General features: G+C 51.6%; 15 protein-coding genes. 12 read left to right on the forward strand and 3 right to left on the reverse strand.

Annotated elements, in window-relative coordinates; all coding sequences use genetic code 11:
* Positions 1–231 precede the first annotated feature (231 nt).
* The 3 genes from dnaE to AACY98_RS12910 all read left to right on the forward strand — a co-directional run bounded on the left by dnaE (position 232) and on the right by AACY98_RS12910 (position 7,064).
* Complete coding sequence (dnaE, locus tag AACY98_RS12900; RefSeq protein ID WP_339805633.1) at positions 232–3,702, forward strand: DNA polymerase III subunit alpha; 3,471 nt, start codon at positions 232–234, stop codon at positions 3,700–3,702.
* Positions 3,703–4,153: 451 nt separating this feature from the next.
* Positions 4,154–5,557 (forward strand): aspartate ammonia-lyase, encoded by a 1,404-nt coding sequence (gene aspA / locus AACY98_RS12905; RefSeq protein ID WP_339805635.1) that lies wholly within the window; start codon positions 4,154–4,156, stop codon positions 5,555–5,557.
* A gap of 151 nt (positions 5,558–5,708) precedes the next feature.
* Positions 5,709–7,064, forward strand: a complete 1,356-nt coding sequence (locus AACY98_RS12910) for an anaerobic C4-dicarboxylate transporter (RefSeq protein WP_339805637.1) — start codon at positions 5,709–5,711, stop codon at positions 7,062–7,064.
* Between the two features lie 126 nt (positions 7,065–7,190).
* On the opposite strand, the gene serB is transcribed toward AACY98_RS12910, so the two are convergent.
* On the reverse strand, positions 7,191–7,907 hold the full coding sequence (gene serB, locus AACY98_RS12915) for a phosphoserine phosphatase SerB (protein ID WP_126977945.1): 717 nt from the start codon (positions 7,905–7,907) through the stop codon (positions 7,191–7,193).
* Between the two features lie 156 nt (positions 7,908–8,063).
* Here serB and AACY98_RS12920 point away from each other — a divergent pair, with 156 nt between their 5' ends.
* Positions 8,064–9,020, forward strand: coding sequence for a tetratricopeptide repeat protein (locus AACY98_RS12920; protein ID WP_339805640.1), 957 nt, complete (start codon positions 8,064–8,066; stop codon positions 9,018–9,020).
* Between the two features lie 112 nt (positions 9,021–9,132).
* Here AACY98_RS12920 and AACY98_RS12925 read toward each other — a convergent pair whose 3' ends face one another.
* Both AACY98_RS12925 and mfd read right to left on the reverse strand, forming a co-directional pair.
* Positions 9,133–9,720, reverse strand: coding sequence for a DUF4291 domain-containing protein (locus AACY98_RS12925; RefSeq protein WP_339805642.1), 588 nt, complete (start codon positions 9,718–9,720; stop codon positions 9,133–9,135).
* On the reverse strand, positions 9,720–13,211 hold the full coding sequence (gene mfd, locus AACY98_RS12930) for a transcription-repair coupling factor (protein WP_339805644.1): 3,492 nt from the start codon (positions 13,209–13,211) through the stop codon (positions 9,720–9,722). The genes AACY98_RS12925 and mfd overlap by 1 nt, the downstream gene beginning before the upstream one ends.
* A 219-nt stretch (positions 13,212–13,430) precedes the next feature.
* Here mfd and ispD point away from each other — a divergent pair, with 219 nt between their 5' ends.
* The 8 genes from ispD (at position 13,431) to AACY98_RS12970 (ending at position 22,577) form a co-directional block, all read left to right on the forward strand.
* Complete coding sequence (ispD, locus tag AACY98_RS12935) at positions 13,431–14,171, forward strand: 2-C-methyl-D-erythritol 4-phosphate cytidylyltransferase (RefSeq protein ID WP_339805646.1); 741 nt, start codon at positions 13,431–13,433, stop codon at positions 14,169–14,171.
* A gap of 16 nt (positions 14,172–14,187) precedes the next feature.
* On the forward strand, positions 14,188–14,667 hold the full coding sequence (gene ispF, locus AACY98_RS12940) for a 2-C-methyl-D-erythritol 2,4-cyclodiphosphate synthase (RefSeq protein ID WP_339805846.1): 480 nt from the start codon (positions 14,188–14,190) through the stop codon (positions 14,665–14,667).
* Positions 14,668–14,773: 106 nt separating this feature from the next.
* Positions 14,774–15,565 (forward strand): hypothetical protein, encoded by a 792-nt coding sequence (locus AACY98_RS12945; protein WP_339805648.1) that lies wholly within the window; start codon positions 14,774–14,776, stop codon positions 15,563–15,565.
* 375 nt (positions 15,566–15,940) lie between these two features.
* Positions 15,941–17,173 (forward strand): hypothetical protein, encoded by a 1,233-nt coding sequence (locus AACY98_RS12950; protein WP_339805650.1) that lies wholly within the window; start codon positions 15,941–15,943, stop codon positions 17,171–17,173.
* A gap of 246 nt (positions 17,174–17,419) precedes the next feature.
* Positions 17,420–19,768, forward strand: coding sequence for a Tex family protein (locus tag AACY98_RS12955; RefSeq protein ID WP_339805652.1), 2,349 nt, complete (start codon positions 17,420–17,422; stop codon positions 19,766–19,768).
* Between the two features lie 33 nt (positions 19,769–19,801).
* Positions 19,802–20,908: a glycosyltransferase gene (locus AACY98_RS12960; protein WP_339805654.1), complete on the forward strand. Its 1,107-nt coding sequence runs from the start codon at positions 19,802–19,804 to the stop codon at positions 20,906–20,908.
* Positions 20,905–21,663, forward strand: a complete 759-nt coding sequence (locus AACY98_RS12965; protein WP_339805656.1) for a polysaccharide deacetylase family protein — start codon at positions 20,905–20,907, stop codon at positions 21,661–21,663. Before AACY98_RS12960 ends, AACY98_RS12965 begins: the two co-directional genes overlap by 4 nt.
* A gap of 50 nt (positions 21,664–21,713) precedes the next feature.
* Positions 21,714–22,577 carry a 23S rRNA (adenine(2030)-N(6))-methyltransferase RlmJ gene (locus AACY98_RS12970; RefSeq protein WP_339805658.1) on the forward strand — a complete coding sequence of 288 codons (864 nt, stop codon included), beginning with the start codon at positions 21,714–21,716 and terminating at the stop codon, positions 22,575–22,577.
* Positions 22,578–22,600 lie beyond the last annotated feature (23 nt).

Consider the following 22,600-nt stretch of genomic DNA (forward strand, 5'->3'; position numbering starts at 1 on the left):
TTCTGCAGCAGCTTTTCAAGAAAAGAAGAAAACTGAATTCTATTGAATTTTGCCTGGCTGATCAAGCAGAGCTTACATAAAGTGTTGTTTTTTCAGGTTTGAATGCGGGTCAACCTGGCCTGTCAAAAATGAAGTGCGATGGTATCCATGGTGTGCGATCAACATATGGAGAAGCTGAAATCGCATACAATCTTTCGTGTCGCACACGAATCTTTCATTTTGATAAAACGCATGTTTGTTCACCTTCGCCTCCACTCTGAATTTTCTATCGTTGACAGCTCCATCCGTATTGACGAGGTTGTGAAAGCCGCAGCAGATGACGGGCAGGCTGCCCTGGCCCTGACCGATCTGGGCAATCTGTTTGGCGCGTTGAAGATGTACAAGGCTGCACGTAAAGCGGGCATCAAACCGATTTTGGGCGCAGAGGTCTGGCTGGCTGAAAATGAGGCTTTAGGTATTCATCAGGCCTCGCGCGTAATTTTGCTGGTGCAGAACCAGCAGGGCTACCATAACCTGTGTGATCTGCTGAGCCGGGCCTGGGTGGAGAATGTGGTGCGTGACCAGGCACAGGTTAAATGGGACTGGCTTGATAAATTGAGCGATGGGCTGATTCTTTTAACCGGTGCGGCAGCAGGCCCGCTGGCAAGCGCATTGCTGCAAAACGATGAGAAACGTGTTTCTCACGTTACGCTGGAGCTGGCGCGGATGTTTCCGCACCGGCTTTATCTGGAGGTACAACGTACCGGGGCGTCTGGCGAGGCATTGCTGACGGCCACCGCGCAGTTGGCGGCTCGGCTGAACCTGCCTTTGGTGGCCACACATCCAACCCAGTTTTTGCGGGAAGAGGATTTTGAGGCGCACGAGGCCCGTGTCTGTATTTCCGAAGGTGAAACACTGGCCAATCCGCGGCGGGTGCGTCATTTCACGAAAGACCAGTACTTTAAGTCGCAGCAGGAAATGCAGGCGCTTTTTGCCGATCTGCCTTCTGCTGTGGCGAATACGGTTGAAATTGCCAAGCGCTGCAGCCTGAGCCTGGTATTGGGCAAGCCCCAGTTGCCGCATTTTCCAACGCCTGAGGTTGACGGCGTGCCTATGCCGGTTGGGGACTACTTCCGGCAGTTGTCTTTTGCCGGTTTGCAAGAACGGCTGGCATTTTTATATCCCGACGAAGCCGAGCGTGAGCAGCACCGTCCGGTATATGAACAAAGGCTTGATTTCGAACTGGACATTATCCTGAAAATGGATTTTCCAGGCTACTTTCTGATTGTGGCAGACTTCATCAACTGGGCTAAAAATAATGAGTGTCCGGTCGGGCCGGGACGTGGTTCAGGTGCGGGTTCCCTGGTGGCGTATGCGCTTAAAATTACCGATCTTGATCCGCTGCGCTATAACCTGCTGTTCGAACGTTTTCTGAACCCTGAGCGTGTTTCCATGCCTGACTTTGACGTGGACTTTTGCCAGGGGAACCGGGACCGTGTGATTGAATATGTGAAAGAGCGTTATGGGCGGGCGTCGGTCAGCCAGATTGCCACATTCGGTACCATGGCTGCACGCGGTGTGGTGCGGGATGTGGGCCGGGTGATGGATTATGGCTACAACTTTTGTGACGGCATATCCAAGCTGATTCCGAATAAACCGGGCGCGCATGTGACGATTGAATCGGCCTTGCGTGATGAGCCTTTGCTGGCTGAGCGTGATGCCAATGAAGAAGAAGTACATCAGTTGCTGGAAATGGCGCAAAAGCTTGAAGGACTGACACGCAATGTGGGGATGCATGCCGGTGGTGTGCTGATTGCCCCGGGGCCGCTGATTGATTTTTGCCCGCTGTATATGCAGCCAGGCAGCGATGCTGCCGTCAGCCAGTTTGACAAGGATGATGTTGAAGCCATTGGCCTGGTGAAGTTTGACTTTCTGGGGCTTGCAACGCTGACCATTCTGGAGCAGACGCGTCAATTCATCAGCCGCAATCATGCGGATATGCGTGACTTTGACTTTTCGCACCTGTCGCTGGATGACAAGGCAACCTACCAGTTGATGAGCGAAGGGAAAACGGTTTCCGTGTTCCAGCTTGAAAGTCGCGGCATGCAGGGCATGTTGCGTGATGCACGCCCCAGTGTGTTTGAGGATGTGATTGCTTTGGTGGCGCTGTACCGCCCGGGGCCAATGGATCTGATACCTTCTTTCTGTGCGCGTAAGCATGGCCGTGAAGCGGTTGAGTATGCGCATCCGCTGATGGAGCCGGTGCTGCGCGAAACGTATGGCATCATGATCTATCAGGAACAGGTGATGCAGGTTGCACAGCGGCTTGGGGGCTACTCACTTGGAGGCGCCGATTTGTTGCGTCGGGCCATGGGGAAGAAAAAAGTTGAAGAAATGGCTAAGCACCGTGCCATTTTTGCCGAAGGTGCTGCTAAAAATAATATTTCCCAGGCCAAGGCAGATGAAATTTTTGACTTGATGGAAAAGTTTGCCGGGTATGGCTTTAACAAGTCACACGCAGCAGCTTATGCCTTGCTGTCGTATTACACTGCCTGGGCAAAAGTGCACTATACCGCCGAATTTGCTGCCGGCAACATGACGGTTTCGATTGACGATACCGATAAGCTGAAGGTGTTTTATGACGATGCCGTTGAAATGGGCATAGTGTTTGAAGCGCCAGATGTGAACCGGGGAACGTATGGGTTTGATCCTGTTTCTTCGCAATGCGTACGTTATGGTCTGGGTGCGATCAAAGGAACAGGAGAGGGTGCGATCGAAGCAATTGTGCAAGCACGCCATGCCGGAGGGCCGTTCACGACGCTGTTTGACTTCTGTAACCGGGTTGACCGCAGCCGTGTCAACAAACGCACGGTAGAGGCGTTGATCAAAGCGGGTGCATTTGACACGATTCAGCGGAATCGTGCGGCGATGGCAGCCAGCGTCGATCTGGCGTTTGAATATGCTGAACAGCAGGCGCAGAATATCAACCAGTGCGGGCTTTTTGATACGCTGGGAGAGGCGGCCTCTGATGAAGAACCGGCACTGGCACAGACAGCGCCATGGTCGATCAAGGAACAATTGATGCGAGAGAAGGAGGCCATCGGCTTTTTTCTGTCAGGGCATCTTTTTGATGAATATGAACGTGAAGTGCGCCGGTTTGCCAAAACACGCATTGCAGACCTGGTGGATAGCCGCGAACCACAACTGCTTGCCGGTATGGTGACGAATGTGCGCACCGTGAATGGGCAGCGTGGGAAAGTAACGATTTTCAGCCTGGAAGACAAATCAGGCAGTATTGAAGCGGTTGCTAACGAGGAAATCGCATCACAATGGCGCGATGCACTGAAAGACGATGAATTGCTGGTGGCGCAATGCAAACTGGCACCGGATCGTTTTTCGGGAGGTTTGCGTGCCAATGTCATACAACTGTGGGATCTGCCAGCGGCACGCTGCCGTTTTGGGCAGTTTCTGAAAATTGCAGTCAATGGCCAAACGCCTGATGTTGCGTCGCTGATTCAGGCTTTTCCTGCGCAGACCGTCATCACTGATGATGGTGATGAATTGCGGCAGGGTGTGAAAGTTCGGGTGGCGTTGCACCGCGATGGGTTTTATGCAGAAATTGATTTGGGCGAGTATTCCCGATTTTTCCCAAGTGATGCTGCCATAGCGCGCTGGCGGATGCAGGCCGACCAGGGGCAGGCAGAGATCATTTACGCCGGCTAGGCCCGGGCCTGTCAAAAGCTTTTATCTTTTCACCAATCAGCCTGATGGGTTGCTTTTGGCGTGCCTGCATGCCAAGGCGGTGTTGTACTTCTTGTGGCTGTGGCAAGCCCCAGCACGAATGGCTGAAAAAACAGAAAGTGTAACAAAAGTATTCCCTCTTTTCGAAGAGGGAATTTTTTACACACACAGCTAATAATTATAACATAGGGCGGGTTTGAAATAAATAAAAAGAGATGCTATAAATTAACATGCGTCAATGAAATTTATTTTTTTGCAGATAGAATGAAAAACATAAATTTAAAGTGCAACTGAAATTAATATAAATTTATTCAACTTCTTATTTGTTAGTCAATCAATCACAATTTTGTGGTATGTGAAATATCTGGGCCCATTAATTAATTGGAGAATTAATTAGTGGGCAATTTGTTTTAAGAATATGGAAGGGAAGAAAATGGCTCGAATTGAAAAAGATTTTTTGGGTGAAAAAGAAGTCCCGGATGATGTTTATTATGGTGTTCAAACACTTCGTGCTAAAGAAAACTTCTACATTACCGGAATCCCTATGTCAACGGAGCCCAATCTGATTAAGGCATTTGCCTATGTCAAGAAGGCTGCGGCCATGACAAACTGCCAATTAGGGGTGTTAGATAAAACAGTAGCCGATGCCATCGTTCAGGCGTGTGACCGTTTGATTGCAGGGCAGTACCTGGATCAGTTTATTACAGACTCGATACAAGGGGGGGCAGGTACCTCCTTTAATATGAATACCAATGAAGTCATCGCCAATGTGGCGCTTGAAATCATGGGTAAACCAAAGGGCGAATATTCGATCGTCAGCCCCAACGACCATGTCAACTGCTCGCAGTCAACCAATGACGCCTATCCAACGGCATTTCGTCTGGCCCTGATCATGCGGTTGCGTGAGTATATGAAGACGCTGGAAGGACTGCAGGACGCTTTGTCTAAAAAGAGCGTTGAGTTTGACCACGTACTGAAAATGGGGCGTACCCATTTGCAGGATGCGGTGCCGATGTCAATGGGGGCTGAATTCCATGGTTTTGCCACAACCATTGGCGAAGAGATTCAGCGCATTGCAGAGTCGAACCTGTTGCTGCGTGAGGTCAATCTGGGGGCCACTGCCATTGGCACCTCGGTCAATGCACCCGAAGGTTATCCGGAACTGGCCACTTTGAACCTGAGCAAAATCACCGGTATTGAGTTTGTTCTGGCAAGTGACCTGGTTGAGGCTACTTCTGATACAGGGGCTTACGTTCAGCTCTCGGGCGTGCTGAAGCGCACAGCGGTCAAGTTGACCAAGATCTGTAACGATTTGCGTTTGCTGTCTTCCGGGCCGCGCTGTGGTTTGAATGAAATTAACCTGCCGCAGCTCCAGCCTGGCTCTTCAATTATGCCCGGCAAGGTCAATCCGGTTATTCCTGAAGTGGTGAATCAGACCAGCTTTTTTGTGATCGGGATGGATTTAACGGTGACATTGGCAGCTTCGGCAGGGCAGTTGCAGCTCAACGTGATGGAACCGGTGATTGGTTTCGCACTTTTCAGTTCGATCAGTGCCATGCAAAATGCAGTGAAAAGTCTGACGGACAACTGCATCAAAGGTATCACCGCAAATGCCGAGCGCACCGCAGCCATGGTGATGGGGGCGTTGGGCATTGTGACGCAATTGAGCCCGATTTTGGGCTATAAGCAGTGCGCAGAAATTGCGCGTGAAGGGTATAAAGAAAATAAATCAATTCATGATATTGTGGTTTTGGAGAAAAAACTCATTACGCAAGAGAAATGGGACGAAGTATTCTCTTTTGAAAATTTGATCCACCCGCATTTCATTAAGAGCTAATTAAATAAGTGAGGCTATTTCAGATAATTTAATAATATTAAATGATGTATTTTAAATATACCTAATATAAGCAGAAGCATTTATATGATTTATATATAGAGGCTTCTGCTTTGCAGGGAGTTTTGATAATTCAGCGATAGAGGAGAGTGTTATGGATTTCAGTGTTATCCTTCAACTCGCCATTGTGCTAGGAGCAATTTACCTGGGTGCCCGAATGGGAAGCATAGGTATTGGCTTTGCGGGTGGCCTAGGCGTCTTGGCTTTAGCTATTTTCCAGGTTCCGGTTAACTTTGGCCGCATTCCGGTTGATGTGATGCTGATCATCATGTCGGTGATCTGTGCGATTGCCGCCATGCAGGTGGCCGGCGGTGTTGACTGGCTGGTGGTTGTGACCGAGCGCTTGTTGCGTAAGCATCCACGCTATATCACTTACCTGGCGCCGATCGTCACCTATCTGATGACTGTGATGGCCGGAACCGGTCATACGGCATTTTCCACGCTCCCTGTGATTGCTGAAGTGGCGAAGGAAGAGGGTATTCGTCCCTCTCGGCCGCTCTCTATTGCTGTGGTTTCTTCTCAGGTCGCTATTACGGCGTCTCCCATTTCGGCGGCGGTTGTTTTCTATGCGGGTGAGCTTGAGAAGAACTTTAATGTGGGTTATCTGACTTTCCTTGCGATTTGTATTCCAACCACTTTTCTTGCTGTGATGATTACAGCCTTTATTGCGAATCATCTGGGCAAAGACCTTAAAGATGATCCTGTTTACCAGGAACGTCTGGCGAAAGGCCTGGTGCAAATGCGCGGTGTGAGCAATATTCCCATATTGCCAACGGCCAAGCGCTCGGTGATGATTTTTGTGATTGCCATTGTTGCCGTTATGATCTATGCCGTGCTGATCAGCAACAACCTGGGCATTATCGAAAAACCAACGATTACCCGCGATAGCGCTATCATCACGTTTATGCTGACAGCAGCCACGTTGATTGTTCTTTTCTGCAAGATTGATATCAGCAAAATCCTGACCGCACAGACTTTTAAATCAGGTATGAGTGCGAGTGTGTGTATTCTGGGGGTAGCCTGGTTGGGAACTACCTTTGTTGATGCGCATACGCAAGACATTACCCGCTTGGCAACAGACCTGGTCTCGAGTCAGCCCTGGTTGCTGGCTGTGGCTTACTTCTTTGCTTCCATGTTGCTTTATTCACAGGCATCAACCGCCAAGGCGATTTGGCCTGCAGCGATTGCTGTGCTTATGGCAAGTGTTGCGGCAGGTGGTATTTCAGAGCAATCGGCGGCAATTACCTTGGTAGGTTCTTTTGCTGCGGTGTCTGCGCTGTTCATTTTGCCGACTTATCCGACTCTGCTGGCTGCGGTGGAAATGGACGATACCGGCTCAACCCGTATTGGCAAATATGTGTTTAACCACCCATTCCTGATTCCTGGAACGGTGTGTATTGTATTGTCGGTTGTGTTTGGCTTTATCTGGGGTGGAATTCTGTTAAGCTGATTTCAGTTTAACGAGTGAAACCGATGCGGTTCAGGTAACTGAACCGCATTTTTATGCGGTAAGTGATTCAGTGTGGTTGCTGAATGGACTTTATGAGAAGGAAAACTGCCGGATAGTTGCGTGTTTTCAGGGCAGCACTATTTCCAGCAGGCGGTTCAGCCCGCCTTCATTGATGGCGATTTTGGCCTGTGAGCGAACAACAGGTTTGGCATGGTAAGCCACAGATAAGCCGGCTACGCTCATCATCGGCAGGTCATTGGCACCATCTCCCATCGCGATGGTTTTCTTCGGGTCTATATTCAATGAGGCGCAGGTGGTCAGCAGCATGCGTTTTTTTTCTTCCCCGTCACATATATCGCCCCAGGGCTGGTCCAGCAGTCGCCCAGTCAGTTTTCCGTCTGCAATTTCGAGCACATTGGAGCGTGTATAGTCTAGCCCTAAACAGCGTTGCAGTTCATCGGTATAAACAGTAAACCCACCGGATACCAGCATGGTCTTCAGTCCGGCTGCCTGCGCGGTTCGTATCAACTGTTCTGCGCCCGGGTTGAGCCGCATGCGCTGATCGCGGACTTTCTCCAAGGCACTGAATGGAACGCCTTTTAACAATGCAACCCGTCGTCTCAGGCTTTCTTTGTAATCGCTGATTTCGCCACGCATTGCCGCTTCAGTGATGGCAGAAACTTCGGCTTTTTTTCCTACAGCCGCAGCAATTTCATCAACCGTTTCCATATCGATCAGGGTGGAGTCCATATCAAATGCGATCAGGGCGAAGTCTTTCAGGTACAAAGGAGGCTGAATCTGCTGAATGACAATGCCAGGGAGGTATTCAGTGGATGTAGTCATGACGGTATATGGATTGAATACGGTAAACATTACATTTTTACCGCAGTATGAAATCTGTGCTGTAGGTCGGGAATCTTTTTCAATTTTACATATTTTAAATTGCATTAAACTATAAACTTTTGTGTTGGATTGAAATATTATATGAGCCTGTATAACATGCTACGAAAACTGGGCGCGGGTATTTTGCTGGCTGCCTGCGCTGTTTTTACGCTGAATGCTGTTGCGGCGTCCTCATCATCTGGTGAGAACATACCGGCAACATACAACTGGGTACAAATGCCACTGGATGAGCGTATTGCCCTGGCGCAGCAGGGTAACGTGGAGGCACAGTTCAACGTTGGCTACCTTTATCTGACAAACACCCTGGTCAAGCAGGATGTTGATACGGCTAAAAAATGGCTGGTTGAGGCTGCAACGCAAGGACACGTCGACGCGATGCTGCTGTTGTGCAGTGAGCTTGATGAACCGCAGTGGGGTGCATCTTTAATGGCGGCTGCACAAAATGGCAACACCCAGGCACAGGAAAATCTGGTTGACTACGCCAACAGCAACTGTTTTGGAGAAATGCCTTACAACGAGGCGGAGCAACTCAAGAGCCAATGGCAAGAGCAGATTTTTGCAGCTTACGAGCGCGCAGCTCAGCAGGGTGATGAATGGGCGCAGTTTAAAGTGGGTGCGTATTACAGATCGGGTGAAGGTGTTGAGCAGGACCGGGAAAAAGCGGCATACTGGTGGCAGCAGTCGGCAGATCAGGGAAATCAGTTGGCTGTACTGGCTTTGGATAAACTGCTGGATTTGGGCAACGTGACAGATGAAAGCGTGATCCAGAGTTTACGCAGGCGGGTTGAGCTGCATGAGACCAGTGCGGCTGAAATGGTGCTTTTGGGCATATTTTATGTTGATAAAAAAGAGCCGCGCAATCTGGAGAAAGCTTTTGTACTGATGTCGATGTCGCTGGTTTCAACAACAGAGTTTGTCCATATGCCTGATCTGGAGCCAATGAAAACACTGATCATGAGAGATAGGGTGTTTGAGATGATGGGTGCAGCGCATAAAGATGCCCAGGCCCTGGTTGTCGAGTGCATGCGTAATTTCTCTGAACGTTGTTATTGAATGTTTGTCAGCGTATGGAAGCCTAATAACGCAGGGGATTCGACCTATGGGATTGAGCTGAAACAGGCTCAAAAGCAATCAGTGTGCATGGACAGACATTTGCAGGTGGAGTTCAGTCCATAAACGGTTGTACTGGATAGGGCTGTTCTGGCGGCAATGCTCCCTTGGCTTCCTGAAGTCGGCCTGCCTGTACGAGTGTGCGGATGGTATGGGCTAGCGGTGTGACTTCAGTGATTTTTTGTATCCACTCGCGCGCGTAAAGCGGTACGGCTTCTTTGCTTAACCCGATCTGGATAGACCGGTATGTCAATGCTTCAAGCATCAGGTTGCGTTCCGGGTCCCACTGAATACGGACGGGGTTCTCTTCTTTCATCTGTTCCCACTCTTGTGGACTCATATTTTCTTCGGGGTGGCTCAGGCAACTGTGCTGCAAGGCCCATTCAAAACCTTCGCGTGTGATATCAATCGCCAGTATGCGTTTCTGGTTTTCATCTTTTAATCCCCAGCCGGCACGGTACATCATCCACAGAAATGAAGGTTTTATCCAGGTCATGCGCTCCATTTTGAATGGTGGGGCAACGAATGTGCCGTGCTTCAGTGCGGAATCTGCAATCGGGTCTGAATAGGCCTGATACACGCGGATGGTTGTATCATTGAAAACAGCCCGTATCTGGCGGTATGGGGTAGGTTCATTGGGCATTATGCTGATCCTGTTGTTTTTTCCAAAGTCTTTGTGTTCAGTTTCAAAGGTGTTCCCAGTTGTTTCAACAAATCCCGCACCACCTGCATCCGTTCGTGTGCGTCTTCGGTTTTCTGGGTGATGCGCAGTTTGTCCTGTCCGGCCAGTTTGATGTGCCGGTTGTTTTGAATCAGATGGATGATTCTGGCAGCATCTATCGGTGGATTGGGTCTGAACTGGATGGAGATGGTTTCCGGCCCAGCGTCTATGCGGGTGATGCCGTAGGCTTTGCTGAGGATGCGCAGGCGGTGCGTATCGATTAGTGCATAAACTGGTGGCGGGAGTTTGCCGAAACGGTCGGCAATTTCTTCCATGATGGCGTCGACCTGGTCAAACGTACCGGCATTGGACAGGCGTTTATAAATGGAAAGCCGTGCATGCACATCGCTGCAATATTCGTCAGGCAGCAGTGCGGGGGTGTGCAGGTTGATTTCCGTGGTCACGGATAAGGGCGAGAGCAGGTCTGGTTCTTCACCGGCTTTAAGCGCCCGTACTGCTTCGGCCAGCATGTCGTTATACATCTGGAAACCGACTTCGGTCATGTTGCCGCTCTGGTGCTCACCGAGTATTTCGCCAGCACCGCGTATTTCAAGGTCGTGCATGGCCAGGTAAAATCCCGATCCCAGGTCTTCCATCTGTTGAATGGCTTCCAGCCGCTGGTGTGCCTGGCGGGTGAGGGATTCCATCTCGTTGACCATCAGGTAGGCATAGGCCTGGTGGTAGGAGCGCCCGACACGCCCGCGCAACTGGTGCAGTTGCGCCAGGCCAAAGCGGTCGGCCCGGCTGATGACAATGGTATTGGCCGTGGGCACATCAATGCCGGTTTCAATGATGGTGGAGCACAGCAGCACGTTGTAGCGCTGCGCCACAAAGTCGCGCATTACACGTTCCAGTTCACGTTCGTGCATTTGCCCGTGGGCAATGGCAATACGTGCTTCGGGCACCAGCCGCTCCAGCATGTTTTTGCGGCCTTCGATGCTTTGAACGTCGTTGTGCAAAAAGTAGGCTTGTCCGCCGCGCTTGAGCTCGCGCAGCAACGCTTCACGAATGATGCCGGGGCCTTCGGTGCGTACAAAGGTTTTAATGGAAAGCCGCCGTTGTGGTGCTGTGGCGATCACACTCAGGTCGCGTATGCCTTCCAGCGCCATGCCCAGTGTGCGTGGAATGGGGGTGGCCGTCAGTGTCAGCACATCAACTTCAGCCCGCATGGCTTTCATTTTTTCTTTTTGCCGAACGCCAAAACGGTGCTCTTCGTCAATAATCAGCAGCCCCAGGTTGCTAAACTGCACATCGGGAGACAGCAGTTTGTGCGTTCCCACCACAATATCGATGCTGCCTTCAGCCAGGCCTTTGAGCGCGGCGCTGGTTTCCTTGCCAGTGCGAAAGCGCGAAAGCTGGGTGACTTTGACCGGCCAGTCGGCAAAACGGTCGCTCAGCGTCTGGAAATGCTGTTCTGCCAGCAGGGTGGTCGGTGCCAGGAAGGCAACCTGTTTGTTATTGCTGACGGCAAGAAATGCCGCGCGCAATGCGACTTCTGTTTTACCAAAGCCCACATCACCACACACGAGCCGGTCCATTGGCTGCGGGCTGACCATATCCTGTATGATGGCGTGAATGGCGTCGTGCTGGTCGGGGGTTTCCTCAAAGCCAAAGCTGGCTGCAAAGGCTTCATAGTCTGCGGGAGAAAAACGGAAGGCAAAGCCTTCCCGGGCGCTGCGCTGTGCATAAAGCGCCAGCAGTTCAGCGGCAGTGTCGCGCACCTGCTCGGCGGCTTTGCGTTTGGCTTTCTCCCACTGGTTGGAGCCCAGCCGGTGCAACGGCGCCTGTTCCGGGCTGACGCCGCTGTAGCGGCCAATCAGGTGCAGCTGTGCAACTGGAACGTACAATGTGGCATCGTCAGCGTAGGTCAGGTGTAGAAACTCGGCCGGGCCGTCGCCCATGTCCATGGTGATAAGGCCCTGATACCGCCCGATGCCGTGTGCAGCATGTACCACCGGGTCGCCAGGTTGCAGTTCAGCCAGGTCGCGCACCATGTTGTCAACGTTGCTGCTCTGGCCTTTGCGCCTGCGGCGGCGCACACCCACACCACCGCTGCTGCTGAAAATTTCGTTTTCGGTAATCAGGTCAATGCCGGTTTCCAGCCATGAAAATCCTTGCGCAAGTGGGGCAATCACAATGCCGACCTGGTCCGGGCGGCTTTCAAACTCGCTCAGGCTTTCCACATTGACTGGGGCCAGGCGGTGGTCATAGAGCATTTCCAGCAGACTTTCACGCCGTCCGGCTGATTCGGCCACAATCAGGCAGCGTTGCTGAGAGGCCTCTATATGCTGTATCAGTGGCTTGAGCGGTTTTTCCGCGCCGCGCTGCGCACTCAAATTGGGCAAGCCCTGTACCCACGATGCATGTTCAGCTGGTTCTGCCGCGCTTTTTTCTGCCGGTCTCAGGGCCAGTTGCCGGTGCTGGTTGGCAAGCTGGTAGAACTGCTCTGATTTCAGGAACAGTTCTTCGGGCGGCAGCACGGGCCGGTCACGGTCGCCTTGCAGCAGGTGGTAACGCTCGCGTGTGTCTTGCCAAAAGCGGATGAACGCACTTTCCAGGTCGCCTTGCAGGGCCAGTGTGGTCTGCGTGCCCAGGTAGTCAAACACCGTTGCTGTTTGGTCAAAGAACAACGGGAGGTAGTATTCAATACCGGCACTGGCAATGCCTTCGCCCATGTCTTTATAAATACGGCTTTTGGTCGGATCACCTTCCATCTTTTCACGCCAGCGTGAACGAAAATGCAGCCGCGCAGGCTCATCCATCGGAAATTCACGTCCAGGCAGCAGCCTGACGGCTGGCACCATGTCCAGGCTGCGCTGGGTGTCGGGGTCAAAGGTTCGGATGGAGTCGACCTCGTCATCAAACAGGTCAACCCGGTAGGGGACGGTCGACCCCATGGGAAAGAGGTCTATCAGCCCGCCGCGCACCGTGTATTCTCCAGGTGAGACCACCTGGCTGACGTGTTCGTAACCGGCCAGCGTTAATTGTGCCTTGAGTTTGGCTTCATCGAGTTTTTGCCCCTTTTCAAAAGAAAAGGTATATGCAGCAAGGAATGATGGGGGAGCCAGACGGTAAAGTGCCGTTGTGGCAGGAATCAGTACAACATCGGCCTGGCTCTGGCTGATTTGCCACAAAGTGGACAGGCGTTCGGAAATCAGCTCCTGATGTGGTGAAAAATTGTCATAAGGCAGTGTTTCCCAGTCGGGGAAAATGCTCACATGCAGTTCCGGTGCAAAAAAAATCAGTTCATCGGCAATCCGCTGCGTATTGATGGGGTCGGCCGTGACGATTGCCAGTCGTTGCTGATACTGCTTTTGCTGCAATGCCAATGTGGCAAGCAATGCCGAATCGCTGCTTGCAGGAGGTTGCGGCAGAGTGAAACGGTGTCCTGGTGTAAGGTTGGGTAACTGCATGAAAGTTTTGTCTTTACAATAGCGCGTATACCCCCGTGTCGGTTTGACCGGGGGGTGTTCAGCATGTCAAAGTCCTTGCAGGGTATTTTGACAGCAGGGATTTTCAACAAAGAATCAAATACATTTTAAACCGGATCTGTGTGATGTGTTGAACATGCCAATGGCCTGGTTAGTTTGTTTATAAAAATTTGTAAATATATTTAAAATCATATAAATATAGTGAATACTTCAAGTAAAATATGGATTGTGATGCCCTGTGCCGGATCGGGTTCACGCTCTGGTGCCCAGTTGCCCAAGCAATATATGCCGGTGGCAGGCCAGCCTCTGATTGCGCACACGTTGCAGGCACTGATGCAGGTGCAAGGCGTAGAGGCGATTTCAGTTGTGATTGCACCTTCTGACCAGTTGTTTGGCAGTTATGCGCCGGCAGGTTTTCAGGGAATTGTGACCCCCACCGGTGGAAAAACCAGGGCTGAAAGTGTCCGGGCCGGCTTGAGCGCATTACGGGCGCATGGTGCGGCAGATCGGGACTGGGTTCTGGTACACGATGCCGCACGTTGCCTGATATTGCCCGAATGGGTGCAAATGCTGATTGATGCCTGTAAAGATGACGATGTGGGTGGCCTTCTGGCCCAGCCGGTACCGGATACATTGAAACAAGGTCATGATGGCCACAGCGTGGCGACCGTGAGCCGGCAGGATAAATGGCTGGCTCAAACGCCGCAGATGTTCAGAATAGGCCTTTTGGAGCAGGCGCTGGATGACACTGAGGCCAAGGGGCTGGAGGTGACCGATGAAGCCAGCGCGGTGGAAGCGCTGGGTCTCAAGCCTAGGCTGGTTGCGTGCAGTGCGGATAACTTTAAACTGACTTATCCGCAGGACTTTGAACGCGCTGAAGCCATTTTTCATATGCGCCGCCTCAAAAAGTCTGGTCTGCATACGGGTGCAGAAAAAGGGTAAAAGGGAGTAAAGCATGGTGAATCTTCGTATAGGGGAAGGCTGGGATACGCACCGCCTGGTGGAGGGGCGCCCGTTGATACTGGGTGGGGTTCGCATCGAGTACGATAAAGGGCTGTTGGGCCACTCAGATGCCGACGTGCTGTTGCATGCCATTACTGATGCGCTGCTGGGGGCCGCTGGATTGGGGGATATTGGGCGCCATTTTTCAGATACCGATCCGCAATATCAGGGGGCCGACTCTGCGCTGCTGTTACACGAAGCGCTGAAAAAAGTCAGGGAACAGGGATGGTATCTGGTGAATGTGGATTCAACTATCGTGGCCCAGGCTCCTAAGCTCGCAGGGTATATGCCGCTGATTCGTACACAGCTTGCACAAATACTTGAGTGCGATGAAGTGCAGGTGAATGTCAAAGCCAAAACGGCTGAAAAGCTGGGGCCTGTTGGCGAGGGATTGAGTATGGAGGCGCGTGCGGTCTGCTTACTTTGTCAGTTATGAATCGGCCTTATTTTGTCGCAACGCACTGGTTAGAGTGTTTATCAGTCGAAGCAGGTCGTTGATGGGGCGTGCATCTGCTTGATTCTGTCCTTTGAAGGAAAGTATATTGGTTCATTCGCTGTATGAACAACTGATGAAACGGTTGTGTATCGATCAGAGGGTTATAAATTGCGCCATAGGGCGGGTTCAGTTGCCTTTGGCAACGTGGAAAAGCCCTGCGGAGTGGTACCTTTTCCCGCCTGCGCTAATTCCGATTGCTGCAGACGGGGGCAGTCCAGCTTATTTGGGGCTGTGGAAGCACTGGTTTACAAAGTGCGAGCCCGGTTTTGTGCTGCTGTATGTAGAAGTAATGCAAGCTTATGAAATAGCACGCACAGATGAACAATTTTTCGACTATATCCTTGTCAATGCCATAACGGAACAGGACGGTGTGACTAAAGAGATTGAGGATTTTGCGGAATTTATAACAGTTGATCACCTTACTGAATTAGATGAATTGACCAATGAAAGTGGAGATGATCCAGCGGGGTTGCTAAAACTCTCCAGCTTTACATGTAACCCACCTTTGATTGCGTGCAAGGCTGACCCTATGATGTACGATGGGCATTTCGGTCAAAAATACATCACTCCAGACAGTGAATTTGATTGCGATTTTGCCAGTTTTGAGAAAAATCGAAGCTCAGGCAGATCGGCGTTTTTAAAAGAAGTTTTTGCATCGCATCTGAAAAAAGAGGACCTGGCTGGATCCTGGAGGATTTTGAATTCACCCGGATGGCAGATAAATGATGCCAGGGCTGCTATTTCCGAGTTGTCCTTGAAGGCACAGGATCCGGATTTTGACCTGCTAAGACAGGCATGGATGAGTGCTTCAGAAGAAAATTTATTTATTAATTATTAATATATTTCAATTTGATATATAAAATAGTTAAAGTGATTCATAAATATAGGTTTGACAATAAAAATACTTCATTCTGTTTCAGGTCTGCCTGCAGGGCTTGAAATCTGCAATGTGTTTTTCTTAGGTGCACCCACGTGTATTTCCGGGCAGGGGAGGTTTTTTTGCTGATACTGTAAACCTTGTCTTTATGCTCTTGTAAGTGAACTTTGCGTGTCTCGCAGCTTTACAAAACTTTACACAAAAAACACAAATTGAATATATGTGAAGGCTCAAAATCTGCCCAGTGTGCTGAGCGTTGTTTTGCCATTCGTTATAAGCACATTCAAGAATTATGAGACAGCCAATCCACCAACTCAATTGGGCATATAAGTTGTGATGAAAAGTTCCAAAATTTCAAAAATCAGGCTTGAATTCCCTGCATACCTTTATTCAGCACAACAACAAAAAGACAATTCGCCGTTTTATGCGTTTTTTTTCAATTTTGTCAGTGTTCTGACATGCAAGTCAGCGGTGCCGATTGAGTTTTTCAAGGTTAATGCGGATTCATACAGTTGCCCCAGATTTCCTGAGCCGGGGGAAATTGTTTTTGCACACCATGCCATTCAAAAAGGCAACCCCAATGTCTGGAGTGTGAAGGAGGCGCCGGTGGTTTCGCTTTTTGCGATTGACCCCTGTGGATATTCCGGGGCAGCAGACATTGCGCAGCATCCCCAAAAGTATGAAGAGGCTATCAGGGCCATCACACCGGATGTTGCACAGGCGTCAATTGCCCGGTTTCAGCAGCAGATTTTTGGTTGCCAGATTTCAAAATATGAGCAGCCTGCTCATCAGGCAGAGTTGCCAGCCCGCTTTGTTTTTTTCCCGTTACAACTGGTTGATGATTCGGTGACCCAGTTTTACCGTTTTGATTTGCTTGAAAGCATTAAAAAAGCCGCCTTTTATGCACAAAAGTGCAAAACGCACCTCGTGCTCAAGATTCATCCCCGCACGAAGAATCTGGAAACAAAGATAAATCAACTGCAAACCATATTTTTTGATAATCCTTACGTCAAAATAATCGATGCGAATGTGCAGCATCTGATTCAAAAGTGTCAATCTGTTTTGGTATTCAATTCTGGCGTCGGGCTGGAGGCCCTGATTGCTGGAAAACCGGTTTATGCAATGGGGCAGAATGAATGGCAGCAGGCGTGCATTCAGGTGAATTTCTTGGACGAGCTTGAAGCTGCATTTGCATTTGACCAGCCCGGTCAGACCCTTTATCAACAGCAGGTCATTGCTTATCTGTTGACCCGCTATTGGATCCGTTATGATGATATCGAGGCCATTTCACGCAAAATTGAATGGTGTTTAGGGCATTTTCAGTTTGAACGAGCGTCCAGCGGGCAGCCACAAAAAATGCAATATGTGTTGCGTTCAGCCGATATATGTGAAGAGTCCGCTAAAAAGATTAAGCGGCTGGAGCAGCAACTGCGGTTGCTGGATTTTGAAAATGAAACACTGCGCCAGCAACTGGCGTTGCAGCCTAATCATCACAGCCAGCGTCAATTCCGCCGGATATTTGGATTTAAAAATTTTTGGCTTTTAAAAAATGAAGGTTTTAAAAGCTGAAGACTCATCTCATTGATTTGTTACATGTGATAATGTTGGCTGATATTCAATGTACCGTGTTAAGCTACAGAATTTAAAAGAATTTGGGCCTTGTTGCATGCATGCGCAGTCAAATAAAGTCTATTGTGAAAATGCGTGCCTTTTCATTGGGCCGGTGTTCAAGAGGATGTGCATTCTTGCGTCTGGGCAGGTAGAATAGCCCTTTTCTGTCCGTTGTGACAGGGTATTCTATTTGTAACGGATTACATGATTGATCAGAAAATTTTGACACAGCTTGCCGCTGAACTGAAGGTGCGCCAGGCTCAGGTGGTGGCAGCCGTAGGGCTGCTTGATGGAGGCGCAACAGTACCTTTTATCGCCCGTTACCGTAAAGAGGCAACAGACGGGCTGGACGATACACAACTGCGTGATCTGGAAAGCCGCTTAGGCTACCTGCGTGAACTGGAGGAGCGGCGTGCCGCCGTGCTCAAGAGCATTGAAGAGCAGGGTAAGCTGACCGATGAGCTGCGTGCAGCGATTGAAGCCGCGCCGACCAAGCAGGAGCTGGAAGACCTGTATCTGCCCTATAAACCCAAGCGCCGTACCAAAGCGATGATTGCCCGTGAAGCTGGGATTGAGCCTTTGGCGGACAAGCTCTGGCAGAACCCGGCTTTGAATCCGCAGGAGGAAGCTGCTGGCTTCATCAATGCAGATGCCGGTTTTGCTGATGCCCAGGCAGTGCTGGACGGTGTGCGCGATATTCTGGCCGAGCGCTGGTCTGAAGATGCAGCGCTGGTGGGGCAACTGCGTGAATGGCTGTGGGATAACGGCCTGCTGAAAAGCCAGTTGCTGAGCGGCAAAAATGAAAATGATCCGGAAACGGCGAAATTCCGTGATTATTTTGATTATGAAGAGCCAATCCATAAAGTACCTTCACACCGGGCGCTGGCTGTTTTCCGGGGCAGGTCGCTGGATATTCTGGATGCCAAACTGGTGCAACCAGAAGAGCCGCAGCCGGGGCAACTTTCTATGGCTGAAGGTCACATTGCGCGTGTGTTGGGCTGGAGCCACCAGGAGCGGGCTGCCGATGACCTGCTGCGCAAGTGTGTTACCTGGGCATGGAAGGTTAAGCTGTCATTAAGCTTGGAACGCGATCTGTTTGCCCGCCTGCGCGAAGAGGCTGAAAAGGTGGCCATCAGGGTATTTGCCGAAAACCTGCGTGATTTGCTGCTAGCCGCGCCTGCAGGCAGGCGTGTGGTGATGGGACTGGACCCGGGGATTCGCACCGGGGTCAAGGTGGCGGTGGTCAGTGATACCGGCAAGGTGCTGGAAACGGCAACGGTCTACCCGCATGAGCCCAAGCGTGACTGGGAGGGTTCGCTGCATACGCTGGCACGCTTGTGCGCGGCGCATGGTGTGAACCTGATTGCCATTGGCAACGGTACTGCCAGCCGTGAAACGGACAAGCTGGCTGCCGACCTGATTAAACGCCTGAAACAAATAGCCCCGCAGGCACAGATTGACAAGGTGGTGGTCAGCGAAGCTGGTGCTTCGGTTTACTCGGCCAGCGAATATGCCAGCAAAGAGTTGCCAGAACTGGATGTTAGCCTGCGCGGTGCTGTCAGTATCGCACGGCGCTTGCAGGACCCGCTGGCGGAACTGGTCAAAATTGAACCTAAAAGCATTGGCGTGGGACAGTACCAGCACGATGTGAACCAGACCGAAATGGCGCGCAGCCTGGACGCTGTGGTGGAAGACTGTGTGAACCGGGTTGGGGTGGATTTGAATACGGCGTCAGCGCCATTGCTGGCACGTGTTTCAGGGCTTTCTGGCACGGTAGCAGGCAAGATTGTGGCATGGCGCGATGAGCACGGCGCTTTCCAGAACCGCAAGCAGTTGATGAAGGTATCCGGCCTGGGGGCCAAAACATTTGAACAGGCGGCCGGTTTTCTGCGCATCAGGGGAGGCGATAATCCGCTGGACTTTTCGGGCGTACACCCGGAAACCTATCCGGTGGTGGAGAAGATTCTTTCCAGCCTGAATCAGCCGATTACCGAGGTCATGGGGCGTTCAGACGTGTTAAAAACGCTCAAACCCGAGCTGTTTGCAGACGAGCATTTTGGTGTGATTACGGTCAAGGATATTCTGGGTGAACTGGAAAAACCCGGCCGCGATCCGCGTCCTGACTTCAAGGTGGCGCGCTACAGCGAAGGCGTGGAGGATATTGCCGACCTGAAAGAAGGCATGGTTCTGGAGGGTACAGTCAGCAATGTGGCCGCATTTGGCGCTTTTGTTGATCTGGGTGTGCACCAGGATGGCCTGGTGCATGTGAGTCAGCTTTCTGAGCGGTTTGTGCAGGATGCGCGTGAAGTGGTAAAAACCGGTGATGTGGTCAGGGTCAAGGTGCTGGAAGTGGATATGGCGCGTAAACGCATCAGCCTGACGATGAAACTGAGCGAGCCGGCGCAAAAAAGACCGCAGGGGACTGCCGCACGTAGCGGGCACCACCCGAACGGGCAGGCCAATGCACCGAAAGGAAGATCCTCTCAGCAGTCCGGCGCGCCGCAATCGGCTATGGCGGCTGCATTTGCCAAATTGCAGCAGGGTAAACGGTAAAATGTACAGGCAAGAGGTTCACTGAACAAAGAAATGTCAAATCAGCAGCCGTCGGAATCACCACTGCGCATTGTCATGACCGCGCATAGCCATCAACTGGGCGGGATGGAGCGCCACGTCGTAGCGCTGTCCAAAGCATTGGTTGAGCATGGCCATGCGGTTGCCTATGCCGGACCGATGGACGGCTGGCTGGGAGAACAGATGCAGGCGGCAGGTTATCCGTGCTGCCATGCACCGCTCAATGGCATGTATGATCCTGTTTCTTTATGGCGCGTTGTGCGGTTTGCCAAACAGTTCAGGGCTTCTGTCATGCACGGCCATTCGCAGCGTGGTGGCAGGTATGCCGACTGGGCGGCCTGGTGGCTGAAACTGCCGGCGGTGGCGACGGCGCACTCAACCACCTCCAGCAAATGGTTTAAAAGCCGTGTTCATGTGATTGCTGTGGCACAGGCGGTCAAAGACTTTCTGCTGGGACAGGGCTTGTCAGAACAGCAGGTTCATATGGTGCATCTGGGGGTGACCGATGTGCCTGAAGTGATCTGGCCTGCTGATGAAGCCATTACCCCTGAGAGGCCGCTGCGGATGGGCATGGTTTCACGGGTGGAGCATGTCAAAGGCCATGACCTGGCTATACGGGCCATGGCTATTTTGAGGGACCGGTGCCAGTTGCCGATGGAACTGTCGATTGTGGGGGCTGATGATACCGGCTGGGCAGAGTATATGGGGCGCTTGGCTTCTGAATGCGGCGTTGAGGGGAAAGTGAAGTTTTTAGGGTTGCGCAATGACATTGCCGACCTGATGAACGGGTTTGATGTGTTGCTGGCACCTTCGCGGCGCGAGGCGTTGAGTTTGAGCCTGATTGAGGCCGCTGCTTCGGCACGGCCTGCTGTGGCTTCTCGTGTGGGGGGCATTCCTGAAGTGGTTCTGGATGGCGAAACCGGTATTCTGGTGCCCAGTGAAGATGTGCACGCCTTGGCTGATGGCATTGAGCAGATGAGTGATCCGCACAAACGCATGGCCTGTGGCAAAGCGGCACGCGCCTACTATGAGCGTGAATTCACCATTGAAGCCATGTGTGGAAAAACAGTTGCTGTGTACAGGCAGGCGATGGCCGCACGCCAGGGACGGGGTGCAGCATGAGTGGTATTTCAGTTTTCATGTACCACCAGGTCGGCAAGTTTGCGCCGATGAAAACACACCGTGCCAGTTATTGCGATGTGGACAGGTTTCGCGCACAGATGAAAGTGCTGCGGGCGCTGGGCATCAAAGTGCTTTCCATGCACGAGATGATGCAGGCATTGAACGGGCAGATACCGATGCCTAAACGTGCAGCTGTATTGACGTTTGACGACGGGTGTGCCAATTTCTACGACAATGCACTGCCTATTCTGGAAGAATTCGGCTATCCGGCCATCGTGTACGTGATTGCGGGCATGGTGGGGGGAGAGGCCCAGTGGCTGGCGGCGGAAAACCACCCGACGCCACCGCTGATGGATTATGCGCAGTTGCGTGAAATCGCCAGGCGGGGCGTGGCAATTGGCAGCCACGCCAATTCGCACGTGCATCTGGCGCAACTTTCTGAGCAGGAACAGTTTCATGAACTGACTGTGAGCAAAGAGCGCCTGCAACAGGAACTGGGGCAGGAGGTTGAACATGTCTGTTACCCCTATGGCTCGTATAACCTGACGACCATGCTGGCGGCTGAACGTGCCGGCTACCTGACCGGGATGACCTGTGACCGAGGGGCTGCTACACCGGCTTTTGATCTGCTGGCTTTGCCGCGTAAAGCCATTTCGTATGGGGACAATGTACTGGGCTTCACGTGGAAGCTGTACAACAAAGATGCGCCGAAGGAAAAGATGCTTTTTCGCGCCGGGCATCACACTAAACCCTGACCAGTCCCTGATTTTCATTTGAAGAATGGCATAGCCGGAAAACCTTATTTATGTTCAGCTACAGACACGGATTTCATGCAGGTAACCATGCCGATGTGCTTAAACACGTGGTGTTGCTGCAGACGCTGAAATACCTTTTCAGCAAAGATACCGCTTTGCTGGTGGTGGACACCCATGCAGGCACGGGTTTGTATCAGTTGGATGATGAATTTGCGCAGAAAAGCATGGAAGCGCAGGATGGCATTGCCCGGCTTTGGGACGCACCGCAATTGCCAGCGGCGCTCGCTGATTATGTGCAGGAAATTCGCGCTTTTAACCCTGCCGGGCCATTGCAGACCTATCCGGGTTCCCCGATGCTGATCTGGAATAACTTGCGCGCGCAGGACCAGTTGCAGTTGTTTGAGCTGCATCCTACAGACCAGCGCCTGCTGCAAAGTAATGTCAGGCAACTGGAGCACAACCGGCAGGTCAAGGTGAATATTGCAGATGGCTTTGCCGGACTGAAAAGCCTGCTGCCGCCGCCTTCACGCCGCGGGCTGATACTGATGGACCCTTCGTATGAGGTGAAAAGTGATTATCAGCGGGTGCATGAATGTATGGCAGATGCGCTCAAGCGTTTTGCCACCGGTGTTTACCTGATCTGGTATCCGATTGTGCCGCAGCCGCTGGCACATCAGTTGCCTGGCAAGCTCAGGCGACTGGCTGAAACACATGGGCGCGGCTGGCTGCATACCACGCTCAAGGTGCGCAATCCCTCATCAGAAGGCAGGGGCATGGTGGCCAGTGGTATGTTTGTGATCAATCCGCCGTTTATTTTGCAAAGCAAGCTCAAAGAAGCACTGCCTGTGCTGATGAAATATCTGGCGCAGGATAAAGGCGCGCATTACACACTGGATGTTCAGGACGGCAAATAACAGGAAATTTTTGCGGAAAAAGC

The organism is Saezia sanguinis, assembly GCF_963921665.1.
GTDB classification, from domain to species: domain Bacteria; phylum Pseudomonadota; class Gammaproteobacteria; order Burkholderiales; family Burkholderiaceae_C; genus Saezia; species Saezia sanguinis.

Excerpts from the sequence above, each read along its gene's own strand:
- dnaE (WP_339805633.1), top strand. The coding sequence starts at position 232 with ATGTTTGTTCACCTTCGCCTCCACTCTGAATTTTCTATCGTTGACAGC.
- aspA (WP_339805635.1), top strand. The coding sequence starts at position 4,154 with ATGGCTCGAATTGAAAAAGATTTTTTGGGTGAAAAAGAAGTCCCGGAT.
- AACY98_RS12910 (WP_339805637.1), top strand. The coding sequence starts at position 5,709 with ATGGATTTCAGTGTTATCCTTCAACTCGCCATTGTGCTAGGAGCAATT.
- serB (WP_126977945.1), bottom strand. The coding sequence starts at position 7,907 with ATGACTACATCCACTGAATACCTCCCTGGCATTGTCATTCAGCAGATT.
- AACY98_RS12920 (WP_339805640.1), top strand. The coding sequence starts at position 8,064 with ATGCTACGAAAACTGGGCGCGGGTATTTTGCTGGCTGCCTGCGCTGTT.
- AACY98_RS12925 (WP_339805642.1), bottom strand. The coding sequence starts at position 9,720 with ATGCCCAATGAACCTACCCCATACCGCCAGATACGGGCTGTTTTCAAT.
- mfd (WP_339805644.1), bottom strand. The coding sequence starts at position 13,211 with ATGCAGTTACCCAACCTTACACCAGGACACCGTTTCACTCTGCCGCAA.
- AACY98_RS12950 (WP_339805650.1), top strand. The coding sequence starts at position 15,941 with ATGAAAAGTTCCAAAATTTCAAAAATCAGGCTTGAATTCCCTGCATAC.
- AACY98_RS12955 (WP_339805652.1), top strand. The coding sequence starts at position 17,420 with ATGATTGATCAGAAAATTTTGACACAGCTTGCCGCTGAACTGAAGGTG.
- AACY98_RS12960 (WP_339805654.1), top strand. The coding sequence starts at position 19,802 with ATGTCAAATCAGCAGCCGTCGGAATCACCACTGCGCATTGTCATGACC.
- AACY98_RS12965 (WP_339805656.1), top strand. The coding sequence starts at position 20,905 with ATGAGTGGTATTTCAGTTTTCATGTACCACCAGGTCGGCAAGTTTGCG.
- AACY98_RS12970 (WP_339805658.1), top strand. The coding sequence starts at position 21,714 with ATGTTCAGCTACAGACACGGATTTCATGCAGGTAACCATGCCGATGTG.